Raw genomic sequence first — 22,637 nt, 5'->3', positions numbered from 1 at the left:
GGTTGGGCGGATGAAAAGTATCAAAATCAGCGCAGTCCGAATCACGCCCATCGCGTTTCGTGATGCGCCGCTGCTCAACGCCAGCGGTATCCACGAGCCTTGGGCGCTGCGCAGCATTGTCGAGATGGAAACTTCGGACGGGCGCGTTGGCATCTCTGAAACCTATGGTGACGAGCCCATGGTGAAAGTGCTGGAGCAGGCCCGTGCCCTGGTCCTCGGCTTGTCTCCGTTTGGGCTGAACGTCATGGAAGAGCGCGTACGCGCAGCCATCAAGCCCGGACACGCCACTGACGGCAGCGTGCAGTTCGAGCTTGCACCGGGCTCGCACACTGCCAAAAATGCCGACAAGGTCATCAGTGCGATGGAAGTCGCCATGCTCGACCTGCAAGGGCAGATCCTGGGCATGCCCGTGTGCGACTTGCTGGGCGGTGCCGTACGCGCAGAGGTGCCTTACAGCGCCTATCTGTTCTACAAATACGCAGAGCACGCTGACAAACCTTATGCACCCGACGCCTGGGGCGAAGCCGTTACGCCTGAGCAGGTTGTGAAGCAGGCGCAGCGGATGGTGAGCCTTTATGGCTTCAAGAGCATCAAGCTCAAGGGCGGCGTGTTCCCACCGGCTGAAGAAATCGCCGCCATGAAGGCGTTGTCCAAGGCCTTCCCCGGTGTGCCCTTGCGGCTGGACCCGAACGCCAACTGGACGCTGGAGACCAGCATCGCCGCCGCAAAAGAGCTCGACAATTTGCTGGAATACTACGAAGACCCGGCACCCGGCCAGGAGGCCATGGCCGAGCTGGCCCGGCACTGCCGCATGCCGCTGGCGACCAACATGTGCGTCACCACGATGGAGGAGTTCAAGCGCAATGCCTCCACGCATGCAGTCAGTATCCTGCTGTCAGACCATCATTACTGGGGTGGCCTGCGCGCCACAGCCTCACTGGCGCGCATGTGCAGCGTTTTCGGCATGGGCATGTCCATGCATTCGAACTCGCACCTCGGCATAAGCCTGATGGCCATGACGCACGCTGCCGCCGCGATTCCCAACCTCACCTATGCCTGCGACACGCATTACCCGTGGCAAGAGGAAGAGGTCATCAAGGGCGGGCGGATCCAATTCGACCAAGGCGCCGTCAAGGTGCCGACGGCGCCCGGCCTGGGCGTGGAACTCGATCCGGCCAGATTGGCCGAACTGCACCGGCAATACCTGGACTGCGGCATCCGCAACCGCAACGACCTCGCGCAGATGCGCAAGTACCAGCCGGGGTTTTCCGGCATCAGCCCGCGTTTTTAAGAGGCCGGCAGGAGCCTCGCATTTTTCCATTTCCTGTTTGCAGTTCACACCAACAACGAAGGAGACAAGATCATGAGCAAGTTCAAGTATTTGAAGTCCCGCCTGGCCCGGGGCCTGTGGGCCGCAGGCTTTCTGACATCGCTCGCGGGCATGTCTGCATTCATGGCCGGCGCGGCCCATGCGGAGCCCGTGACGCTCAACGTCGTCGACGTGGCGGGCAACCTGGCGCTGACGCAGGAGGCGCTGGAAAGTTTTGCCGCGAAAAATCCGAACCTGGTGTCGCGCATTACCTTCACCAAGGCGCCGGCACCCGAGCTTCCGGGGAAAATCAGGGCCATGCAGGCCGCTGGCCGCACCGACATTGACCTGGTACTGACCGGCACCGATGCGCTGGCTGCCGGCATGGCGCTCAATCTCTGGGAGCCCATGCTGCCTGCGCATGCCGCGAAGTTCCCCAATTTGATGGACAACTACCTGCCCAGCGCGCGCAAGATGCAGGACCTGGCCAACGGCCAGGCCGTCATGGTGACCTATATGCCTGCGGGTCCGCTGCTCGAGTACAACCCCGACAAGGTCAAGGCACCGCCTAAAACACCGGCTGAGTTGCTGGCCTGGTGCAAGGCCAACCCCAACAAGCTGATTTACGCTCGCCCCGCCAACTCGGGCCCGGGCCGCACCTTTCTGATGGGCTTGCCCTACCTGCTCGGCGACAAGGATCCCAAGGAACCCCTGGCCGGCTGGGACAAGACCTGGGCTTACCTGAAGGAGCTCAACAGCTGCATCGAGTACTACCCCACAGGCACTGGCGCCGTGATGAAGGAGCTCGGAGAAGGCTCGCGCGACATGACCGTCACGGTGACCGGCTGGGATATCAATCCGCGCGCGCTGGGCGTGGTGCCCAAGCAGTTCAAGGTGGCGGCACTCAACGGCTTCACCTGGGTTAATGACGCGCACTACATGGCGATGCCCAAGGGCTTGCCCGCCGCCCGTCAGGCGGCGGTGATGGAACTGATGGCCTACCTGCTCAAACCCGAGCAGCAGGCGCTGACCTATGACTCCGGCTACTTTTACCCCGGCCCGGCCGTGAAAAACGTTCCGCTGACCGCTGCGCCGCAAAAGAGCCAGGACATCATCAAGGAATACGGCCGCCCCGAGTACGCCGACTGGATCGCCAAGCAGCCGCACACCCAGCCGCTGGATGACAAGGCCATGGTCGCCGCCTTCAAGAAGTGGGATCAGGAAATCGGTTCCGGCAAAGGCAAGTAAGAGCCGCACACAAAACCCTCCTGGCGTTGTTGCGCCGCCTAGCCAGGATCGCTTCGCCGGGTTTTGTGCACGGCTCTGAACGCGGCCCTTGAATAACAAGCAAGCCCGCTGCGGGTGTGAAGAAGGTTTTTGACATGGTGATGCCCAACACCGCGGGACGGCCCGCGGGAAAAAACGAGTTCAGGCAGCTGCGCCTGGACGGCGTGAGCCGCAGCTTCGGCGGCGCCCACGCGCTCGAGAAACTCTCGCTTACCATAGAGCGTGGCGAGTTCATCGCGCTGCTGGGCCCTTCGGGCTGCGGCAAGTCCACCGCGCTCAATTGCATGGCGGGGCTGCTGCCGCTGTCGGACGGAAGTATCTGGCTGGACCAGCAACGCATCGATACGCTGCCACCGGAGAGGCGCGGCTTTGGCATGGTGTTCCAGAACTACGCGCTGTTCCCACATCTTTCGGTCAGCCGCAATGTGGGCTTCGGCCTGAAGATGCGCGGCATGCCGGCGGCAGAAATCGACAGGCGCGTGGCGGCGGCGCTGGACACCGTGCAACTGCTGGGACACGCGGACAAGCTGCCCGGGCAGCTCTCGGGCGGGCAGCAGCAGCGCGTGGCTATCGCGCGTGCCATCGTCATCGAACCGCCGCTGATCCTGATGGATGAGCCGCTGTCCAACCTGGACGCCAAGCTGCGCATTGAAATGCGCTCTGAAATACGCCGCATCCATCGCGCTCAGGGCTGCTCCACGGTGTATGTGACGCACGACCAGGACGAGGCGCTCGCCATGGCTGACCGTGTGGTGGTGATGAAGCTGGGTGTGGTGCAGCAGGTCGGCACGCCGCAAGAGGTGTTCGCGCGGCCGGCCACGCTGGATGTGGCGCGCTTCATGGGCTACCGCAATGTTCTGCCGGCCCGCGTGCTGCGTTCAGACGGTGACCATGTCACGGTCGAAGGTGTAGGCGGCGTGCGTCTGGCGGGGACGGCCATGCAGGCATTGACTGACGGCGCCGGTGTGATGGTGGCCGTGCGGCCCGATGAGATCGTGATCGGCGAGGGCGCGCATGCATTCCCAGGGACAGTGGAAACCGCGGAGTACGGCGGCCGTGAATGGCTTCTCCAGGTCAGGACGGCATTCGACGATTTGCTCTACGTGCGTTCCGCGCGCGTGGTCTCGCCTGGCGACACCGTGATGCTGGTTGCGGCGCCGGAACGGGTTCTGGTTTATGCGGAGGAGTCCTGATGGCCACATTTGCCACGCCCTCGCCGGGTAACCGTTCGCGCCCGCCGCTGGACCCGGCCGTGATGCTGGTCGCGCCGGCGGCCGCGGTGATGATCATGTTTTTTGTCTACCCCTTCGCCTACGGCCTGCTGCTGTCCTTTCAGCCGGCGCAGGGCGGGGTGCTGCAGAACTACATTCATTTCTTCCAGACGCGCGACCTGTGGCAGACCATAGGCAACACCCTGCAGCTGGCCCTGCCGGCCACGTTGATCAATATCGGGTTCGCACTGGCGATCGCCTATGCCACGCGGACCAAAAGCCCTTACCAGCGCCTGTTGTCTACCTTGCTGGTGGTGCCGCTGACGCTGGGCACAGTATTGATCGCCGAAGGCATGCTGACCTACTTCGGCCCGCAGGGCTGGCTGGCGCAGACACTGCGCTGGCTCCATCTTTACGAAGGTTCGATCCGGCTCACGCACAACTATTGGGGCGTGCTGATTTCGCTGGTCATCACCGGTTTCCCGTTTGCCTATCTGCTGATCCTCTCTTACATCACCGGTATTGATCCGGCGCTGCCGCGTGCGGCAGCGACGCTGGGCGCAGACGGCTGGAATCGCTTTCGCTACATTTATCTGCCGCTGCTGACGCCCGGGCTGGTCATGGCCTTCTGCCTGAGTTTTGTTCAGGCTTTCTCGGTCTTCCCATCTGCAGTGCTTCTGGGCTCGCCGGCCGGTACCACGCGGGTGATTGCGATTGCGGCCTACGAAGCTGCCTTTGAGCAGTACGACTATTCGCTGGCCTCGGCTGTCGCCATGATCATGGGCCTGGCTCAACTGGCGATCGTCGCTGCGGCGCTGGGCCTGCGCCGTCTGTTCTACCGCGGTCCTGTTACCGGAGGCAAGGGATGAGTGCCGCGGCGCGCAACTCCAGCCCGCTACGCGATCGTGCCTGGCGTGCGTTGATCTGGGGTGTCATCTCCTTCTTTCTGGTCAACGTCGGCCTGCTGATCGTCGCGGTGGCCACCAATTCGGTGGCCACACGCTGGCTGGGAACCTGGCTGCCCGAGGCCTACACCCTCAGCTGGTATGTATCGGCGTGGAAGGAATTCCAGCTGGGCCATGTGCTGGTGGTCACGGTGGTGGTGGTGTTCTCGGTGGTCTTTTTGTCGCTGCTGATCGGTGTGCCCGCCGCCTACACACTGGCACGCAAGGACTTTCGCGGCAAAAAGTTGCTCACGCTGCTGTTTCTGCTTCCGCTGATGGTGCCGCCGATTACCTATGGCATTCCGCTGGCCACCGTGATGTACCAACTGCACCTGGCCGGAACCTTGCCGGGCGTGATCATCGCCAACATGATTCCGGCTCTGCCTTTTGTGATCCTCGTGATGACGCCTTTTGTCGAGCAGATAGACACCAACATCGAATCTGCGGCGCGCGTCTTTGGCGCCAACACGCGGCAGATGTTCCTCTACACCCTGGTGCCGCTGCTGGCGCCCGGTGTGCTGGCGGCGGGCCTGCTGGTGCTGGTGCGGACGGTGGCGATGTTCGAGTTGACCTTTCTGGTGGCCGGCCCCGACACCCAGACGCTGGTGGTGGCGCTGTACTACGCGGTCTTTGCCGCCGGCGTGCGCGCAGGGCAATCGGTCGACGCGATGGCGATGATCTACATGGCGATCACGGTGCTGTGGTTGCTGATTGCGCTGCGTTTCGTGAACCCCACGCAGCTGGTCAGCCGTGTCAAGGAGCATCCGGGCAAGGCTTGATGAACTGAACCGGGGCCTGCAAAGATTTCCGTTGGTGGAAATTGGGCACGGAAAGCAGCTGGGCTGCTCTCCGTGCTTTTTTTTGCCCACGCGGATCATTCCAGTGAGGGCTCCAGCGATGGCGCCATGCCGCCGACACGCTGCATCAACGCGTGCTGCAGGCCGAACACCTGAAGCTGCTCCGCATACGGCGCAAGCATCTGTTCTTCCTTCGCGATGGCGACCCCCAGGAGGCTGGCCATTTTCTCTTTGCTCACCTGGCCGTTTTCCAGCAGTTCGTCCACGATGCTCAGTAGCAAGGCCGAATCGGTTTTGAGAATCTCCTGTGCGCGCGCGTACGCCTGCGCGAGCAGGGCCTCGATCTCGGCGTTGGTCGGCTCAACATCGGTGTTGAGGTTGTCGTCCATGTCGTGGGTCACGTCGGTGTGGCTCAGCCGGTTGCCGAAACCGAAGTGGCGCACAAAGCGTGCGGCCAGGGCGGTGGCGTTCTTGAAGTCGCTCTCGCTGCCCGTGGTGCAGGCATCGTCGCCGAACACCAGCGCCTCGGCGGCGCGGCCGGCCAGGCCCACGCAGAGGCGGTCCAGGCAGCTTTGACGTGATTCGGCCTTCATGCGTACATAGCTGTTGTAGCCGCCCTCGAAGGATGCCACGTTGATCTTGACTTCCTGCGGCGCATGGCCGAACAGGCGGCCGTAGGCCAGGCCGTGGCCTGCTTCGTGCACGGCCAGCAAGGCCCGAAAGTCGGGGCTGGCGCGCTGCTTGAGCTGGTTGAGGTCCAGCGGCACGGGGTAGGCAATGTTCCCGCCCCCGCAATCGCCATGACTGACGTGCAGGGATTGCGTGGCGGTGTCCAGCCTCACGTGCAGCGTGGTGTCCGCCGGCACATCATGCTCAAACGCCCACAGCACGGCATTCACCAGCGGCGCACTCAGGATGGCGTGAATCGACGAGAACAGCGGGCGCGTGCCCTGGGCCGGGAAGACCGCATTGGCATAAATTCCCTGGTACACCGATTCATGCAGATCAAAAGACAGTCCTGCACTCGCCTGCATTTCACCAACGTATCTGGCACAGGTGCTGCGGATCAGCCGCTCATACGTGGCCTGGCTCAGCGAGGGGTAGATCACATGGTTGTTCCCCAGCCGGGCGATCTGCTCGGGCTTGAAGCGCTCTCCCAGGGCCTTCTTGACGTCAATGACCGACAGTTTTTTCGTCAGTGCATGAAAGATGTCGGCATCGGTGTCGCAGTCTTCCACGCGTTTGGCGGTTCCCTCATACATCTCGTCGAGGTTGCCCGAAACGATGATGAGCAAGCGGCTGTAATCCGTTTCCCACGAGTCGGTCGATGCCCTGAACGCCAGCATGCGCTCCTGCAGTTGCTGGGGTGTCCAGGTCATCACCTCCTGTAGTGGTTCCTTGAGCTTGAGGCTTTGCTTGAATTCCTGAGCCTGGTAGGGCGAAAGGGCGAACTTCAGCTTTTTGGCCTGGACGCCGTCCTTGGCAGGCTTTTCATCAGCCTGTTCCTCGCGTTCGTGGTCATACAGCGAGAAAGCCAGAGACGATTCCAGCTCCTGCAGAAAAGACAGCGACGGCGGCAGGCGCCCGTCGGACAGCAGCTGCCACACGTCCTGGTAGCGTTTGACGGCGACCTCATCGCCCTTTTCGTTGATGGTGCGAAAGCGCTGGAATTCATCCAGCACCAGAATGCCAGGCTCGCTCTCGGCAACGGCGGACTCCGCCAGCATGCCGCTGATGGAGTCGGCGCTGCGCCAGCTGCTGCCGTTGCTGAAGCCGTCCATCTGTACTTCGACAAAGCGGTCGTAGAAACCCAGCTTTTGCGCCAGGCGGCGCGTGAGCTGGGTCTTGCCGGTGCCGGTCAGGCCCCACAGGCACACGATCACCGGGCGGCGGATGATGTGCGGCAGCACGTACCAGGCGCGGATCGACTCGATCACCCGGTCGATGATGTCGTCAATACCGAACAGCTCGGTCTTCAGCTCGGTGGCGACGAGGGCCAGGTGGGCACTGCGTTCGCGCATGAGTTCGGGCGGCACGCGGGCTGCGGCCGCCGTCTCGGTTGTCATATCGTTCTTCATGTCAGTCAGTCAAATTTTTGAGGGCTTTTTGCAAAGCCACGGTTTCAGCCCGGCGGTGAGCGCCGGCGCTGCGAATATGTTTGCCCGCGCCCGACGTGATGGCACGCTGGACGAGGGCCCGCACCACGGGATTGCGCGGTGTGGGTGGCGGCAAAGTCAAAGCCAGCGGCTGCTTCATGCGCCGCAAATGCTTGACCTTGCCTGCGGCAAAGTCACGGGAAAAAGTTTTGGCACTCATGTGCACGCTCCGAAAAAGCAAAACCCCGGCGAAAAATCAGCCTGGGGTTCGCGGAGCGCGCTTCACACGTGAAGGCGCGGCACCGACTGCCCGCAGGGCTGGGTATGGTTGACACCACATCCAGCCGGGGGCAGTGGAGGGTGCGTCAGGTGTGAGTGAACAAAGTCATGGTCTTGAGGGCTTCAAGGTGTTTACTACACAAGGTTATTCGTTGCGCAGTGGCTCAAAGCAAGGAACGGATTCTGAAGAGCCCGCGCGGGCTTGGCAAGTTTTATGCAGCGATTTCTCACAATGTGTTGTGAAAATCAAACCGCTGCTGCGCTGATTGCTGCGCGCTTCAGCGCCGCGACGACACCACGATGCCACCCACGATCAGCACAAAAGCCAGCGCGTGGTAGAGGTGCGGCAACTCACCGAGAAAGGCCGCCGACAGCAGCGCAGCGAACAGCGGCGTGAGGTTGGAAAAGAAGCCCGCAATCGCCGGCCCGACACGCTGCACGCCCATGCCCCAGCAACGATAGGCAATCACCGCGGGTCCCACGGCCACGTACAGCAGGGCTGCGGCCAGCGGCCAGCCCCATTGGATGTGCGCGTCGGTCAACGCCCATTCGCCGGCGGCAAACGCGCCCGACCAGGCCAGTCCGAACACGATTTGCGCGAGCAGGAAGGCGGCCCAGTCGCGGCGGATTTCCGCCGGCTCTTTGGGTTGCGACAGCAGCCAGCTGTAAAACGCCCAGGCCAGCGTGGCAAGCAGCACGTACAGGTCACCGGGCACCGGTTGCACCTGCATGAGCAATTCCCACTGGCCACGCGACAGCACCACCAGCACGCCGGCAATCGACAGCACGGCACCGGCGATCTGTCGCTTCGACACAGCCTGGCCAAAAAACAGCGCCCCCACAATCAGCATCCAGATCGGCACGCTGGACGCCACCAACGTCACGTTGAGCGGTGTGGAGGTTTTCAGGGCCAGATACTGCAAGGCGTTGTAGCAACCCACACCCAGCAGGCCCAGCACCGCGAAACGTTTCCAGTGAGGCCACAGGCTGCTGCGCGGTTTGAGCAGGCGCCAGGCCAGCGGCAACAGGATCACGAAGGCCAGGGCCCAGCGCAGGAAGTTGAGCGTCATGGGCGGCACCAGGCCAGTGACGAGGCGGCCGACGACGGCGTTGCCGGCCCAGAGCAAGGGAGGGACCACCAGCAGCGTGGCAGTGGCGGGCGTGAGGCGTTGGGTCATGACGGGGACTTTATCAAGCATGACTGTTTTCCTCTCGCCATACGGGGTTCAACCCTCGGCGCCTGCGGCCCATTTCGATTCATGGCACCATGGCGGCCACCCCTTTTTCTTTCTCCATCTGCAACCTTTGCAAGGAAATCCATGGCCTCCATCACCTCCAAAGCCGTACGCATCAACCAGCACGGCGGACCTGAAGAACTCACACTGGTAGACGTGACGGTAGGCGACCCCGGCCCGGGCGAAATACGCATCCGTCACAAGGCCGTTGGCTTGAACTACATCGACGTGTACCAACGCAGCGGTGTCTACCCGCTTGCCATGCCGCTTCAACTGGGGATGGAAGCTTCCGGCATCGTCGAGGCTGTTGGTGAGGGCGTGACCCACCTGAAAGCGGGTGACCGCGCGGCCTATGCCAGCCAGCCGCCCGGCAGCTACTGTGAAGTGCGCGTGATGCCGGCCAAGTGTGTGTGCAAGCTGCCCGATGCGATCTCGTTTGAAACCGGCGCGGCCATGATGCTCAAGGGGCTGACCACGCAGTACCTGCTGCGCCGCACGCAGCCGCAAGGCGGCCTGCAGCCCGGCGACCATGTGTTGTTTCACGCGGCCGCCGGTGGCGTGGGCCTGATCGCCTGCCAGTGGGCCAGGGCCATGGGCCTGCAATTGATAGGCACCGCCGGCTCTGACGAGAAATGCGCGTTGGCGTTGTCGCAGGGCGCGGCCTTTGCCGTCAACTACGCGAAAGAAGACTTCGTGGCCCGCGTCAAGGAGATCACCGGTGGCAAGGGCGTGAAGGCGGTGTACGACTCGGTCGGCAAGGACACCTTCCTCAAGTCACTGGATTGCCTGCGCCCCTTTGGCCTGCTGGCCAACTTTGGCAATGCCTCGGGCAAGACGCCGCCGCTGGACATCGGCCTGCTGGCTGCCAAAGGCTCGCTCTACGTTTCACGGCCGACGCTCTTTACCCACATTGCGACGCGTGAGACCACACAGGAAATGGCGGATGAATTGTTTGCCATGGTCATCAGCGGCAAAGTCCATATTCCTATAGACCAGCGTTTTGCCCTGGCCGACGTTGCCGAGGCGCACCGTGCGCTTGAAGCCCGCAAGACCACGGGCTGCACCATCCTGACGCTGTAAAAGAAGAGCGAATTTGCCCCAGGGCATAGGCCTTTGTGCGGTAAACCTGTGTAAAGCTGGAGAGGGTATTCAACGCAAGGCGTGCCGCATGCGTTACAAAGGGCTGCAGGAGAACACCATGCCCACAGTGACTATCCAGGCCAGCATGCTCGCGGCCTTCCTGGCTTGCCTCGCCGCTCCGGCGGCGCAGGCGCAGGCCGATGCCGCGCCGCCGCCGGCCAAGTTTGCCGCCACATGGCGCGCCGCTTCGCGCCTGGGGTATGCACCCACGCCGGCCTCGACGCAGGCCGCTGCGGCCTCACCCCGCGCCTGGGCGTTGCAGCAGCTGGATGTGGCCTATGCCGCAAGCCTGCGTCCTCCCAACCTTCCTGCCGAACTTGCCGGCATCAACGCACCGCTCGGTGACATTGCGCGCAGCTTCCAGGCCGAGCGGGAGGCGCGAAAGGCCGCGCGCGAAACGCCCAAGCCTGGTATGGCCGCCGCGGCCGATACAGGTGGCGAAAAATTCAGCCGCGAGATGGCCCAGGGCGCGGCCGCCTGGCGGCTGATGTCCTGCAGCGATCCGGCGCTGGAAAATCCGCTGCTGGCCCGCATGACCGAGTTCTGGTTCAACCACCTCAATGTGTTCGTCGGCAAGGGACCGGTGCGCCCCTTTGTCGGCCACTACGAGATCAATGTGATTCGCGCCAACGCCCTGGGCCGTTTTGAAGACCTGCTGCTGGCCAGCGCCAGGCACCCGGCCATGCTGTTCTACCTGGACCAGGCGCAGAGCAACAGCCGCGGCCTTAACGAAAACTACGCGCGCGAGTTGATGGAGTTGCACACCCTGGGCGTGAACAGCGGCTACACGCAAAAAGACGTGCACGAACTGGCCCGCATCCTCACCGGCTGGACGGTGAACCTCAAGGACGGCGAGGGTTTTCGTTTTGCCGAGCGCCTTCACGACAAGGAAGGCAAGGTGCTGCTGGGCCGTACGTTTGGCAGCGAGGGCGTTGCGGAAGGCGAGGAAGCCATTCGCTACCTGGCACGCCGGCCCGAGACGGCGCGGCGTGTGTCCATCCGGCTGGCCAGTTTTTTTGTGGCCGACAAACCCTCGCCCGCGCTGGTGAACCGGTTGGCGACTGCCTTCACGGCTACCCAGGGCGACATCCGTGCGGTGATGCGCGCCCTGATCGAATCACCGGAATTCTGGGCGCAAGACAACCAGTTGTTTAAAACCCCGCTGGACTTTGCCTGTTCGGCGCTCACTGCGGCCGGGGGTGTCAAGGAGCGCCGCGATATCGTGCAAACCCTGGGCTTCCTGGCGCAGGCCGGCCAGCCCATGCACGGCTGGCAAACGCCCGACGGCTACAAAACCGATGCCGGTACCTGGCTTGCGCCTGAGGCTTTGACGCGACGCGCCGATTACGCCATGGGCCTGGCGCAGCGCACAGCTGAGCCGTCTTACCTCAACGCCTTTTTCAGCATCGCGACGCGCGAGCGCATCGCACAGGAACCCGCGCAGATGCGCACCGGCCTGATGCTCGCCAGCCCTGACTTCATGCGCAAATAATTCCATGTCCAAATCAAACGTGCATTTTGTCGGCCCGCCTTGCCGTGCTGTAGCACTGTCTGCGGCGGGACTTCGCGTTCACGCTTGATCTGGACATGGAATATGCCGCAACGAGGACTCCTATGAACTCCAATTTTTCTTCATCGGCGAATCTGCTGCAACGCCGCCGGCTGGTGGGCTTGGGCGCGTTGTCCGCCTTGTCGCTGGCAGCGCCCGGCGTGTGGGCGCAAGCCTTGCCCGCAAGCCGATCAGGCCTGGACGGCGGGCGCCTCATCGTCGTCTTCCTGCGCGGCGCGTATGACGGCCTGTCGGCCTTTGTGCCCTACGCAGACAAGGACTACTACGCTTTGCGCCCGAACATCGCGATTGCGACGCCCGACGGAACGGCGCAAACCGCCTTGAAGCTCGACAGGACTTTTGCCCTGCATCCCGCGCTGGCCCCGCTGCTGCCGCTGTGGCAGCAAGGTGTTTTGGGTTTTGTGCCCGCGGCCGGCCTGCCCGCACCCAACCGTTCGCATTTCGACGCGCAGTACCAGATGGAGATTGCGCAGGGCGGCAAGACCAGCAGCGCGCCCGGGTGGCTCAACACCACAGCGGGCCTGGGCAAAGCCGCTGCACCGGGCGCCGCCGCTCTCGGCGTGGGTGAGGCCAACCCCGCCATTCTGGGCGGGCAGGCGGCCGTCAGGTTGATTCCGCGTGGCCAGTCTGCTGAACGCACCGGGGTGCTGGCCAACGACAGAACCCGCCAGGCGCTCATGGATCTGTATGCCGGTGATGACAAGATCAGCGAAGCCTTCCGCCAGGGTGCGGGTAGCCGCATGCAGAGTGCGCAGGAGCTCACGGAACAGAAAAATGCCAGGACCGAGAAAATGGCGGAAGACAGCAGGCGCATGGCAGACAAGCGCCTGGACCGCGACGGCACGCCCGGTAATCCGCAGGCGCTGAACGCGCAAATGCAGGCAGCCAGCAATGGCGCGGCCGACCCCGTGGGCCTGCAACTCGATGCCCAACACCTGGGCACGCTGATGCGCAATGACCGCAAACTGCGCCTCGGTTTTTTGTCGGCAGGCGGTTGGGACACGCATGCCAACCAGGGCGCCGCCACCGGCCAGCTGGCCAACAACCTCGGCAACCTGGCGCGCGGCATCGCGCAGCTGCGCCAGGATTTTTCCGAACCCGGCGATGTCGTCGTGGTGATGAGCGAATTCGGGCGCACCAGCGCCGAAAACGGCACACGCGGCACCGACCACGGCTTTGGCAACGCCATGTGGCTCATGGGCAACCGTGTCGCCGGCGGACGCTGGCATGGCCAGTGGACGGGCCTGGCCCAACTCAACGAAGGACGCGACTTGCCGGCGCATCACGATTACCGCGCGGTGCTGGCTCAGGTGCTGCGGGGGACTTTTGCGTTTGGCGATACGCAGCTGGCTGATGTGTTGCCAGGGGCCAGGTGGGACAAGCGACTGGACGGTTTGTTCGTCAAAGCCTAGCTTCGCAGGTTTGCGCCCGAATTCAAGGGTTTTAGCCGTTTTATCCAATAGGGGTAAGCGCGAGAAGCTATTAAATTAATAGCAAATAAATTTCCGGAGCTGATGCTTCCCGCCTGGCCGGCAGGTTTGTAATGTCCGGTTGGTACGGGCGAAGTAAACTGCGCAGCAGAATCCGGGATGGCCCGCTGCCCCGGTCTTTTCGCATATCAATGGCCTGCCAGCACGGGCCCCAAGGACGCATGATGATGCCGCCTGCTTTTGATGCCCAATGGCTGCAAGCCCTGCGCGCCGGAGCGATCCAGCCGCCGCTGCGCCCACGCGTGCCGCTGTGGGCCGGTGAATCGGTGATCGGATCGGTGGAGCCGGGCTTCTTCCACAAGCTGGCCCTGCACGCCATGACCGATGGCGGCCATCCGCTGCTCAAGGAAGAGCGGCCCTCAACCTTGGGCTGGCGCGTGATGGGTGACGTCACGACCAGCCTGAACAAGATCGCGGTGGCGCTGCATGAAGCGGGCCTCGCCGGTGCCTGGCGCGACGAGCAGCTCGCGGTGCCCGACCAGTTTGGCCACCGCAAAGGCACGGTCGAGCGCGCGGCCGTGCGGCCGCTGGGCATCACCACACTGGCGGTACACCTGGTGGGGCAGTCGCCTGATGGCCGCTTCTGGGTGCAGCAGCGTGCCCTTGACAAGTCCAACGACCCCGGCCTGTGGGACACCCTGATGGGCGGCATGGTGTCTGCCGTCGACACGGTGGAAACCGCCCTGGTGCGTGAGACCTGGGAGGAGGCCGGCCTGCATGTGGCCGAGCTGCAGGCGATGCGCTACGGCGGCCGGCTCACGACCCGTCGACCAGCCACCGACGGTAACGGTGCGGGTTATGTGGTCGAGGACATTGACTGGTATTGCTGCACCGTGCCCGAAGGCATGACGCCTGACAACCAGGACGGCGAAGTGGCCCAGTTCCGGCTGATGGACGCCGCCCAACTGGTGGATGGCATGCAACGCGGCGAGTTCACGACGGAAGCCGCGCTGATTCTTTCCGACGTGCTGGGCTTGCCTTAGGGCGACGCTTCGCCGGCCTTGCCTTTGTACTCAGGCCTGGTCGGTCAGGGCTGGCTGGCGCAAGCGGTTGGGGGCCAGTGCGCCGGCCGAATCCAGGATCGGGTAGGCGATCGAGCAGATGTGCGAGTTGATGCGCTTGAGTTCGCTGATCAGGTCAATGTGCAGTGAGCTGGTTTCCAGGCTTTGCACCGTATTGGCCGACAGGCGGCCCAGGTGGGTGGTGGCATAAGCCCGCTCCAGGTCGCGAAAGCGGGCTTTTTCTTCCAGCAGCTTTTGCGCGTCGCGCACCGTGCCATTGAGGAACACGCTCATGCCCAGGCGCAGGTTGGCCACCAGGCGCTCGTGCAGTTCGACGATTTCAGCCATGCCGGCGTCCGAGAAGTTGCGGCCCGGCTTGATCTTTTTGTCTTCGATGTCAATCAGCACGCGCTCGATGATGTCGCCGATCTGCTCCATGTTGATGGTGAAGCTGATGATGTCGGTCCAGCGGCGGCTTTCTTCTTCGGCCAGCGCTTCGCGTGAAATCTTGGTGAGGTAGTACTTGATCGACGAATACAGCTCGTCGACGGCATCGTCCATCTTGCGCAGGTCTTCGGCCAGCTTGAGGTCGTTCTTCTGGATGACCGCCAGCACGCCCAGCAGCATGGTTTCCACCACGTCGGCCTGGTGCAGCGCTTCGCGGGCTGCGCATGAGATGGCCAGGGACGGCGTGGCCAATGCCGAAGGGTCGAGATGGTGGGGACGGCCGCCGGCCTGGTTTTTGTCGGGTTTGGGCAGAAGTTTTTCTACCCAGCGCGCAATCACCTGTGTCCAGCCGATGAACATGGCGCCTACCACCATGTTGAAAGTGAGATGGAACAGCACCACCACGGTGGCCGCTTCGCCGAGGTAGGGTCGCACGTGGCGCAGCCACAGGCCGATGAAGGGCGCTGCGACGACGATACCCAGCAGCTTGAAGAACAGGTTGCCCAGCGGCACCTGCCGCACCTCGACCGCCGAGCGCAGTGTGGTCAGCACCGCCAGCAGCCCGCTGCCGAGGTTGGCGCCCAAGACCAGGCCTAGCGCCACATCGATGGGGATGACGGCCGAGGCGGCCAGCGTGGCCGTGAGCAGCACGATCGCCAGGCTGGAATACGACACCACGGCCAGGAAGGCGCCCGCGGTGATTTCGAGCAGCAGGTCGCTGCTGAGGGAGCCGAGCAGGGCTTTCACGGCCGGTGCCTGGGTCAAAACTTCGGTGGAGGCCGTGACCAGCCGCAGGGCCAGCAGCATCAGGCCCAGGCCGATCAGCACGCGGCCAAAGCGGCCGACGTTGGTGTCCTGCCGCGAGATGAACAGCACGACGCCGACAAAGATAAAGAGCGGCGACAGCCAGGACAGGTCAAAAGAGAACACCACGGCCATCAGGCTGGTGCCGATGTCGGCGCCCAGCATGACGGCCAGCGCCAGCGGCAGGGTGACCAGGCCTTGCCCGACAAATGACGAAACGATGAGGGAGGTGGCGGTGCTGGACTGCACCAGGGCCGTCACCCCAATGCCCGAGACGGCCGCAGCCAGCCGGTTGCTGATGCTGACCGCCAGCACGTGGCGCAGATTGGCACCGAACACCCGCAGGATGCCGGTACGAACGAGATGGGTGCCCCACACGAGCAGCGCAATGGCTGCCAAAAGATTCAACAAATGCTTCATAAGGTCGGAACCACTATACCCTTGAACCGGGTGGCTGCAAGCGGTTTGGCCCCGGTTTATCGGGTACGCCGAACCCGAAGCAGCTCATCCAGGATGAGGCAAACCGCGCCAACGGTGATGGCGGCGTCGGCGATATTGAACGAAGGAAAATACCAGCCGTGCCAGTGGAACTGCAGGAAATCCACCACATAGCCATGCAGGGTGCGGTCAACGACATTGCCGACAGCGCCGCCCAGGACGCAGGCCAGCGCGAAGGAAAACAGCTTTTGCCCGGCATGCGAGCGCAGCATCCACACAATAAAGAGCGCCGCGGCAACCCCGATGGCGGTGAAGAACCAGCGCTGCCAGCCAGAGGCTTCGGCCAGGAAGGAAAACGCCGCACCGGTGTTGTGCACGCGCACGACGTTGAAGAAGCTGGTGACATAGGTGGAGTCGCCTAGGCGGTAATAGCCGAGGATCAATACCTTGGTGAACTGGTCAGCGATCAGGATCAACAGTGCCAGGCCCAGCCAGGGGAGCATGCTGCCCTCTGATTTGATGAAGGTCGTCTTGGCCATCAGGCGAACTTCCTGTCTTCACCGGCACCGTACAGGTTGCTGGTGCAACGGCCGCAAATCGTCGGGTGGGCCGGGTCGTGTCCCACGTCACTCCGGTAGTGCCAGCAGCGCTCGCATTTGATGTCAGAACTGGCTGAAACCCGCGTTGATACTGCGCTAGCAGCTATTAAATCAATAGCGGATGTGATGAAGACAAATTTGAGGTCTTCACCGAGCGATGCCAACAGTGCATGGTCTTCCGCGGCCACTTCCAGCGCGACATTGGCCTGCAGCGAAGAGCCTACCTTGCCGTCGGTGCGCAGGGCTTCGATGTCCTTGTTGACCGTGTCGCGGATTTCGCGGATGCGTGACCACTTGGCCAGCAGCGCTGCGTCGGGCGCGGGGAACTCGGCATAGGTTTCCATGAAGATGGACTCGGACTGCCCGAACACCTTCCACGCTTCTTCGGCTGTGAAGCTCAGGAAGGGCGCCATCCAGCGCAGCATGGCGTGCGTGATCTGCCAGAGCGCAGTTTGCGCACTGCGGCGGGCCAGCGATTTGGGGCCGGTCGTATACAGCCGGTCTTTCAGGATGTCCAGGTAGAAGGAGCCCAGGTCTTCGCTGCAATAGATCTGCAGCTTGGAGACCACCGGGTGGAATTCATACACCTCGTAATGCGCCAGGATGTCGGCCTGCAGTTGCGATGCGCGGCTGAGCGCGTAGCGGTCGATTTCCAGCATCTGCTCAAACGGCACGGCGTCTTTGGCCGGGTCGAAGTCGCTCACGTTGGCCATCAAGAAGCGCAGCGTGTTGCGGATACGGCGGTAAGCGTCCACCACGCGGGCCAGGATCTTGTCGTCGATGCCCAGGTCCCCCGAATAATCGGTCGAGGCGCACCAGAGGCGGATGATCTCGGCGCCCAGCTTGTCGCTCACTTCCTGCGGCACCACGACATTGCCTTCGCTCTTGCTCATCTTGCGGCCTTTGCCGTCGACGGTGAAGCCGTGCGTGAGCAGGCCCTTGTAAGGCGCATGGTCGTACATCGCGCAGGCAGTGAGCAGTGACGAATGGAACCAGCCGCGGTGCTGGTCGTGGCCTTCCAGGTACAGGTCAGCCGGCCAGGTCGATTGCGCGGCATGGCTGTGGCGCAGCACGTGGTCGTGCGTGGTGCCGGAGTCAAACCAGACGTCGAGGATGTCTGTGCTCTTGATGTAATCCGGCGCATCGGCGCCGATGATGGATTCGGCCGTGGCCTTGCTCCAGGCCTCGATGCCGCCGGCTTCCACCATGGCTGCCGCCTGGTCCATGATTTCCATGGTGCGCGGATGCAGCTCGCCGGTGGCGGTGTGGATGAAGAAGGGCAGGGGCACGCCCCAGTTGCGCTGGCGGCTGATGCACCAGTCGGGCCGCCCGGCAATCATGTCGCGCAGGCGGACTTTGCCGTTTTCCGGGTAGAAGCTGGTTTCTTCGATTGCCGCCAAGGCGAGTTCGCGCAGGGTCTTGAACCCTAGATCGGCATACCTATCCTTCCACCACTTGGAATCGGCATGCATGGGAACTCGTCCGACCGTCTCACGCCGTGAATCAAAAACTCCAACGCCCTCGTCCATGCGTATAAACCACTGAGCGGCAGCGCGATAGATCACCGGCGTCTTGTGGCGCCAGCAATGCGGGTAGCTATGAGAAATCTCTTTGGTTGCGAATAGGCGTTCCGCACCGCGCAAAGTCTCTATGACCAGGGGCGCGGCTTTCCAGATGTTTAATCCACCAAAAAGGGCCATGTCTTCGACATATCGGCCGTTTCCTTGCACAGGATTCAGAATCTGATCGGTCTTCATGCCGTGGGCTACGCAGGTATTGAAGTCGTCTACCCCGTAGGCTGGTGAAGAGTGCACGATGCYGGTTCCATCGTCTGCAGTGACATAGTCACCTTCAAATACCAGCGCCGTTCGGTTGTAGTACTCGTCAACGTGAGCGAGAGGATGATGGAAAGATGCGACATCTCCTCCCGTAAGTGCTCGGCCCGTTTTGGTCGCGATGATGGTTCCAGTTAAGCCATAGCGTTCAAGGCATCGCGGTACCAGCTCTTCGGCAAGGATTAACAAACCTCGTTCAGTGTCAACCAAGGCGTAGCTGAGTTCGGGATTGACGGTCAGGGCCTGATTGGCCGGGATGGTCCAGGCGGTGGTCGTCCAGATCACGGCGAAGATATCCGCACCCCTAAGCACTTCAGCAGCATATTTGGCTTGCCCTGCTGGTTCTGTTGTGTCGAAAAAGGCTTTCAAAAGCTTTTGCGGCTCAGCGCATTTGAAGCCAACGTCCAGCGTCTGCGATTTCTTGTCGGCGTACTCGATTTCAAACTCGGCCAGCGAGGAGCCGCAGTCAAAACACCAGTACACGGGCTTGAGGCCCCGGTAGACAAAGCCGCGTTCCATGATGCGTTTGAGCGCGCGGATTTCATTGGCCTCGTTGGCAAAATCCATCGTGCGGTAGGGGTTGTCCCACTCCCCGAGCACACCCAGGCGCTTGAAGTCGGCCATCTGGCCGGCGATCTGTTCGGTGGCAAAAGCGCGGCTCTTGGCCTGCACTTCGTCCCTTGGAAGATTGCGCCCATGAAGCTTTTCAATCGCGTTTTCGATCGGCAGGCCGTGGCAATCCCAGCCTGGCACGTAGATGGCGTCCAGCCCATTGAGCTGACGCGCCTTGACGATCATGTCTTTCAGGACTTTGTTGACGGCGTGGCCGATATGGATCTTGCCGTTGGCGTAGGGCGGGCCGTCGTGCAGCACGAACCTGGGCTTGCCGGCGCGCACGTCACGCAGCTTCTTGTAGATGCCTTTTTCGTCCCATTCCTTGACCCAGCCGGCTTCGCGCTTGGGCAGGTCGCCGCGCATCGGGAAGGGTGTGTCGGGCAGGTTCAGGGTGCTGCGGTAATCGGTTTTGGTCTCGGACATGGGATGCTTTTGGAATGCTGTTGTTAGGGCGGCCTGAAAAGGCGGGCCGCCGGAAATACGGTGGGGAAGAAGCCGGTCGCCAAAAAATGAAAGGCGAGGCCAGAGGCGACGAGATCGTCTAAATTCGGTCGCGCGTGGTCTGGCGGCTGGTTTCCGTGTGCATGGAGGCAAAAAACGCCCGCGCCTCATCGCAGTCTTTGGCAATGCCTGTTTTCAGGCTGTCCAGGCTGTCGTACTTCAGTTCGTCGTGCAGTTTGTGCAGCAGTTCCACTCGGATGATTTTACCGTATGCCCCCTCGGGGCCCAGGCTGGCCGGCCATTCGAGGCAATGCGTCTCCAGCAGCACGCGCCCGCCGTTGATATCGGCCGGGTCCAGTGAGGGCCGGATCCCCAGGTTGGCTACGCCGGGAATGGGCTGATCGGCCAGGCCGTAGACCTGCACCGCAAAAATCCCGCTGGCCGCTGGTTTCCAGTGCGAAAACCGTAAATTGAGCGTGCGAAAACCCAGGTCGCGACCCAGTTTGCGGCCATGCACCACGTGGCCGGAGATGCTGTAAGGCCGCCCGAGCAGGCTGGCGACGCGGTCCATCCGGCCTTCGGCCAGCGCCTCCCGCACTGCGGAGCTGGACACCCGAAGGCCGCGCACCTCGTAGCTGTTCATGCGGGCTACGTCAAAGCCCAGGCGGTCGCCAGCGGCGTCCAGCATGGCGTAGTCGCCCACCCGTTTGGCGCCAAAGCGGAAGTCGTCGCCCACCAGCACGTATTGCACGCCCAGGCCTTTGATCAGCACATCTTCAATAAACGATTCGGCGGGTTGTGAAGCCAGCGCGGCGTTGAAGGGCAGCACCACGCACTGGTCGATGCCGCAGCGCGCCAGCTCGGTGAGTTTGTCGCGCAGGGTAGCAATGCGCGCGGGTGCCAGTTCGGGCTTGCGAGCCACGCCGGCAAAGTAGTCGCGCGGATGGGGCTCGAAGCTCATGACGCAGCTGGGGACCCCGCGGTGCTGTGCCTCATTTTTCAGCAGCGCCAGCATGGCCTGGTGGCCGCGGTGCACACCATCGAAATTGCCGATGGTCAGGGCGCATTGCGCCGCCAGCTGGGGATGGTGGTAGCCGCGGAAAATTTTCATGGGGCAATTATCGTTTTTATAGCGCTGGAGGCCGTCTCAACGGGGCTTCAAAGTGGTTTATGGGGGATTTGAACCTGTTTGCCATGATTTCACTGTATATTGATACACAGTCGGCCGAACGCCGTGTTTCCATGCGTCATCCACCATGATGGAGGTTCGTTTTGAAGGTCTTGAAGCTCTCAGCCCAGGGATTGCCGCAATCCTGGATCAGCCTTGAACAAGCCGTGTTGCATTACGCGGCTGATGAGGTGCGCTGGGAGATGGGCGCGCGGGTCGTTACCTTCCATGGCGGCCACAACGCCATCACGGGCGAGCAGTCCATCATCACCGTCAACAGCATCATCGGCACCAAGGGCGTTCCCAACATCAACCCGTTTGACCTGAAACCGGGCCTGACCAACGGCAAGCTGTTTGCCCGCGACCGCAATGTGTGCGCCTACTGCGGCGGTCATTTCCATGAAGAAGACCTGACGCGCGAGCACATCATTCCGTTTGCGCAAAAAGGCATAGACACCTGGATGAACGTGGTGACCGCCTGCCGCGCCTGCAACCACCGCAAAAGCAGCCGCACGCCTGAGCAGGCCCACATGCCGCTTCTTTACACGCCTTATGTGCCCAGCCTCTGGGAAGACTTCATCCTGCGCAACCGCCGCATCCTGGCGGACCAGATGGAATTCTTGATGGCGCATATTCCCAAGACCTCACGCTTGCACGCCTGACGCGTCCTGACGCGGTCACGTGCGAGGTCCAGTGTCACCGCGGAACCGGCTTCGCCGGGCCGCCAGTGGCGCCCCCTTGAGGGGGAGGCGGCCGCAGGCCGCATCGGGGGTGAGTGTTGCTCTAGGCAAATACGCCAGCCGTCTCCTGCATCCGGCTCGATACTTCGCCGAGTTGATGCAGCGTGTCGCCAAACGTCATTTCGAGCTGGGTCAGCTTCTTGAAGTAATGGCTCACGATGTATTCGTCGGTCACGCCGATGCCGCCATGCAGTTGTACCGCCTGCTGGCCCACAAAGCGCATCGACACACCCAATTGGTACTTGGCGCGCGCCAGCGCCCGGGCGCGCTCGTCGGCCGGGGCATTAAGTTTGAGAGAAGCGTAGTAACTCATTGACCGCGCCAGCTCCAGCTGCATCTTCATGTCGGCCACGCGGTGGCGCAGGGCCTGGAAGCTGCTGATGGCTACGCCGAACTGCTTGCGGGTGTTCATGTATTCGACGGTGATGGCCAGCGTTTTGTCCATCACGCCTACGGCTTCGGCGCAGGTGGCGGCAATGCCGATGTCGATAGCGTGGGCCAGGGCCGTGAGGCCGTCCAGCGTGACCAGCGTGGCGGGCGCGTTTTTAAGTGTGAGTTCAGCAGCCCGGCCGCCGTCCTGCGTGCTGTAGCCCTTGGTTGTCACGCCGGCAGCGCTGCGCTCCACCAGAAACAGCGCCAGCTTGCCATTGGCCATGGCAGGGACGATGAAGGCATCGGCTTTGTCACCGGCCGGCACTATGCTTTTGGTAGCTGTTAGCGCCCATCCATCGCCGGCTGCAGCCGCATTTGCCTCGCATTTTTTGAAGTCGTAGCGCGCGGCCCGTTCCTGGTAGGCCAGTACCATGAGGCTTTCACCCGTGGCGATTTTCGGCAGCCAGTTGGCCTTCACGGCTTCGGGGGCATAGCTGGACAGCACGCCGCCGGCAATCAATGTCTGCGCCAGAGGCTCCAGCACAATGCCGCGCCCAAGCTCTTCCATCACCACCATGCCTTCGACCGGGCCCATGCCAAGACCGCCGTCGGCCTCGGGGATGTAGAGGCCGGTAAGCCCCAGCTCGGCGATCTGCCCATAAGCCTCGCGCGAGAAGCCGCCAGCCTTTGCGATGCCACGGCGGCGCTCAAAGTCGTAGCCCTTGTCGACCCATTTGCGCACGGCGTCGCGCAGCTGTTCCTGGTCGTCGGTGAAATCGAAATCCATGATGCTTTCCTTTAAACCGGAATGAACTGATA

General features: G+C 62.5%; 18 protein-coding genes. 10 read left to right on the top strand and 8 right to left on the bottom strand.

Going from position 1 to position 22,637, the window contains the following annotated elements:
* Positions 1 to 10: 10 nt before the first annotated feature.
* From AC1DZE_RS09700 to AC1DZE_RS09680, 5 genes are all read left to right on the top strand, one after another.
* On the top strand, positions 11 to 1,291 hold the full coding sequence (locus AC1DZE_RS09700; protein ID WP_477699985.1) for a glucarate dehydratase family protein: 1,281 nt from the start codon (positions 11 to 13) through the stop codon (positions 1,289 to 1,291).
* A 150-nt stretch (positions 1,292 to 1,441) separates the two neighbouring features.
* Positions 1,442 to 2,557, top strand: a complete 1,116-nt coding sequence (locus tag AC1DZE_RS09695; protein WP_477700098.1) for an ABC transporter substrate-binding protein — start codon at positions 1,442 to 1,444, stop codon at positions 2,555 to 2,557.
* Between the two features lie 134 nt (positions 2,558 to 2,691).
* A complete protein-coding gene (locus AC1DZE_RS09690) occupies positions 2,692 to 3,789 on the top strand; it encodes an ABC transporter ATP-binding protein (RefSeq protein WP_477700097.1) in 1,098 nt (365 codons plus the stop codon).
* On the top strand, positions 3,789 to 4,676 hold the full coding sequence (locus AC1DZE_RS09685) for an ABC transporter permease (RefSeq protein WP_477673154.1): 888 nt from the start codon (positions 3,789 to 3,791) through the stop codon (positions 4,674 to 4,676). Before AC1DZE_RS09690 ends, AC1DZE_RS09685 begins: the two co-directional genes overlap by 1 nt.
* Positions 4,673 to 5,530, top strand: coding sequence for an ABC transporter permease (locus AC1DZE_RS09680; protein ID WP_477699984.1), 858 nt, complete (start codon positions 4,673 to 4,675; stop codon positions 5,528 to 5,530). The genes AC1DZE_RS09685 and AC1DZE_RS09680 overlap by 4 nt, the downstream gene beginning before the upstream one ends.
* 95 nt (positions 5,531 to 5,625) lie before the next feature.
* On the opposite strand, the gene AC1DZE_RS09675 is transcribed toward AC1DZE_RS09680, so the two are convergent.
* The 3 genes from AC1DZE_RS09675 to AC1DZE_RS09665 all read right to left on the bottom strand — a co-directional run bounded on the left by AC1DZE_RS09675 (position 5,626) and on the right by AC1DZE_RS09665 (position 9,101).
* Positions 5,626 to 7,614, bottom strand: a complete 1,989-nt coding sequence (locus AC1DZE_RS09675) for an AAA family ATPase (RefSeq protein ID WP_477699983.1) — start codon at positions 7,612 to 7,614, stop codon at positions 5,626 to 5,628.
* A 13-nt stretch (positions 7,615 to 7,627) separates the two neighbouring features.
* Positions 7,628 to 7,864: a hypothetical protein gene (locus AC1DZE_RS09670; RefSeq protein ID WP_477669692.1), complete on the bottom strand. Its 237-nt coding sequence runs from the start codon at positions 7,862 to 7,864 to the stop codon at positions 7,628 to 7,630.
* A 337-nt stretch (positions 7,865 to 8,201) separates the two neighbouring features.
* Positions 8,202 to 9,101 (bottom strand): DMT family transporter, encoded by a 900-nt coding sequence (locus AC1DZE_RS09665; protein ID WP_477700096.1) that lies wholly within the window; start codon positions 9,099 to 9,101, stop codon positions 8,202 to 8,204.
* Positions 9,102 to 9,242: 141 nt separating this feature from the next.
* Between AC1DZE_RS09665 and AC1DZE_RS09660 the strand changes: the two genes are divergently transcribed.
* The 4 genes from AC1DZE_RS09660 to AC1DZE_RS09645 all read left to right on the top strand — a co-directional run bounded on the left by AC1DZE_RS09660 (position 9,243) and on the right by AC1DZE_RS09645 (position 14,341).
* Entirely contained in the window at positions 9,243 to 10,238 is a 996-nt protein-coding gene (locus AC1DZE_RS09660) for a quinone oxidoreductase family protein (RefSeq protein WP_477669691.1), read from the top strand.
* 118 nt (positions 10,239 to 10,356) lie between these two features.
* Positions 10,357 to 11,790 carry a DUF1800 domain-containing protein gene (locus AC1DZE_RS09655; RefSeq protein WP_477699982.1) on the top strand — a complete coding sequence of 478 codons (1,434 nt, stop codon included), beginning with the start codon at positions 10,357 to 10,359 and terminating at the stop codon, positions 11,788 to 11,790.
* 122 nt (positions 11,791 to 11,912) lie between these two features.
* Positions 11,913 to 13,280 carry a DUF1501 domain-containing protein gene (locus tag AC1DZE_RS09650; protein ID WP_477699981.1) on the top strand — a complete coding sequence of 456 codons (1,368 nt, stop codon included), beginning with the start codon at positions 11,913 to 11,915 and terminating at the stop codon, positions 13,278 to 13,280.
* A gap of 239 nt (positions 13,281 to 13,519) precedes the next feature.
* A complete protein-coding gene (locus AC1DZE_RS09645) occupies positions 13,520 to 14,341 on the top strand; it encodes an NUDIX hydrolase (RefSeq protein ID WP_477673136.1) in 822 nt (273 codons plus the stop codon).
* 30 nt (positions 14,342 to 14,371) lie between these two features.
* On the opposite strand, the gene AC1DZE_RS09640 is transcribed toward AC1DZE_RS09645, so the two are convergent.
* From AC1DZE_RS09640 to AC1DZE_RS09625, 4 genes are all read right to left on the bottom strand, one after another.
* Complete coding sequence (locus AC1DZE_RS09640) at positions 14,372 to 16,030, bottom strand: Na/Pi cotransporter family protein (RefSeq protein ID WP_477669687.1); 1,659 nt, start codon at positions 16,028 to 16,030, stop codon at positions 14,372 to 14,374.
* Positions 16,031 to 16,086: 56 nt separating this feature from the next.
* Positions 16,087 to 16,587, bottom strand: a complete 501-nt coding sequence (lspA, locus tag AC1DZE_RS09635) for a signal peptidase II (RefSeq protein ID WP_477669686.1) — start codon at positions 16,585 to 16,587, stop codon at positions 16,087 to 16,089.
* On the bottom strand, positions 16,587 to 19,520 hold the full coding sequence (gene ileS, locus AC1DZE_RS09630) for an isoleucine--tRNA ligase (RefSeq protein ID WP_477699980.1): 2,934 nt from the start codon (positions 19,518 to 19,520) through the stop codon (positions 16,587 to 16,589). The genes lspA and ileS overlap by 1 nt, the downstream gene beginning before the upstream one ends.
* A 118-nt stretch (positions 19,521 to 19,638) precedes the next feature.
* Positions 19,639 to 20,649 (bottom strand): bifunctional riboflavin kinase/FAD synthetase, encoded by a 1,011-nt coding sequence (locus tag AC1DZE_RS09625; RefSeq protein ID WP_477673309.1) that lies wholly within the window; start codon positions 20,647 to 20,649, stop codon positions 19,639 to 19,641.
* Positions 20,650 to 20,810: 161 nt separating this feature from the next.
* Here AC1DZE_RS09625 and AC1DZE_RS09620 point away from each other — a divergent pair, with 161 nt between their 5' ends.
* On the top strand, positions 20,811 to 21,368 hold the full coding sequence (locus AC1DZE_RS09620) for an HNH endonuclease (protein WP_092128654.1): 558 nt from the start codon (positions 20,811 to 20,813) through the stop codon (positions 21,366 to 21,368).
* 121 nt (positions 21,369 to 21,489) lie between these two features.
* Here the strand turns inward: AC1DZE_RS09620 and AC1DZE_RS09615 are convergent, their stop codons facing one another.
* Positions 21,490 to 22,605 (bottom strand): acyl-CoA dehydrogenase family protein, encoded by a 1,116-nt coding sequence (locus AC1DZE_RS09615; RefSeq protein ID WP_477699979.1) that lies wholly within the window; start codon positions 22,603 to 22,605, stop codon positions 21,490 to 21,492.
* Positions 22,606 to 22,637 lie beyond the last annotated feature (32 nt).

This window comes from Polaromonas sp. P1_F1 (assembly GCF_056405795.1).
This window is presented reverse-complemented; position numbering and strand designations above follow the sequence as displayed.

Excerpts from the sequence above, each read along its gene's own strand:
- AC1DZE_RS09700 (WP_477699985.1), top strand. The coding sequence starts at position 11 with ATGAAAAGTATCAAAATCAGCGCAGTCCGAATCACGCCCATCGCGTTT.
- AC1DZE_RS09695 (WP_477700098.1), top strand. The coding sequence starts at position 1,442 with ATGTCTGCATTCATGGCCGGCGCGGCCCATGCGGAGCCCGTGACGCTC.
- AC1DZE_RS09690 (WP_477700097.1), top strand. The coding sequence starts at position 2,692 with ATGGTGATGCCCAACACCGCGGGACGGCCCGCGGGAAAAAACGAGTTC.
- AC1DZE_RS09685 (WP_477673154.1), top strand. The coding sequence starts at position 3,789 with ATGGCCACATTTGCCACGCCCTCGCCGGGTAACCGTTCGCGCCCGCCG.
- AC1DZE_RS09680 (WP_477699984.1), top strand. The coding sequence starts at position 4,673 with ATGAGTGCCGCGGCGCGCAACTCCAGCCCGCTACGCGATCGTGCCTGG.
- AC1DZE_RS09675 (WP_477699983.1), bottom strand. The coding sequence starts at position 7,614 with ATGACAACCGAGACGGCGGCCGCAGCCCGCGTGCCGCCCGAACTCATG.
- AC1DZE_RS09670 (WP_477669692.1), bottom strand. The coding sequence starts at position 7,864 with ATGAGTGCCAAAACTTTTTCCCGTGACTTTGCCGCAGGCAAGGTCAAG.
- AC1DZE_RS09665 (WP_477700096.1), bottom strand. The coding sequence starts at position 9,101 with ATGACCCAACGCCTCACGCCCGCCACTGCCACGCTGCTGGTGGTCCCT.
- AC1DZE_RS09660 (WP_477669691.1), top strand. The coding sequence starts at position 9,243 with ATGGCCTCCATCACCTCCAAAGCCGTACGCATCAACCAGCACGGCGGA.
- AC1DZE_RS09655 (WP_477699982.1), top strand. The coding sequence starts at position 10,357 with ATGCCCACAGTGACTATCCAGGCCAGCATGCTCGCGGCCTTCCTGGCT.
- AC1DZE_RS09650 (WP_477699981.1), top strand. The coding sequence starts at position 11,913 with ATGAACTCCAATTTTTCTTCATCGGCGAATCTGCTGCAACGCCGCCGG.
- AC1DZE_RS09645 (WP_477673136.1), top strand. The coding sequence starts at position 13,520 with ATGATGATGCCGCCTGCTTTTGATGCCCAATGGCTGCAAGCCCTGCGC.
- AC1DZE_RS09640 (WP_477669687.1), bottom strand. The coding sequence starts at position 16,030 with ATGAAGCATTTGTTGAATCTTTTGGCAGCCATTGCGCTGCTCGTGTGG.
- lspA (WP_477669686.1), bottom strand. The coding sequence starts at position 16,587 with ATGGCCAAGACGACCTTCATCAAATCAGAGGGCAGCATGCTCCCCTGG.
- AC1DZE_RS09625 (WP_477673309.1), bottom strand. The coding sequence starts at position 20,649 with ATGAAAATTTTCCGCGGCTACCACCATCCCCAGCTGGCGGCGCAATGC.
- AC1DZE_RS09615 (WP_477699979.1), bottom strand. The coding sequence starts at position 22,605 with ATGGATTTCGATTTCACCGACGACCAGGAACAGCTGCGCGACGCCGTG.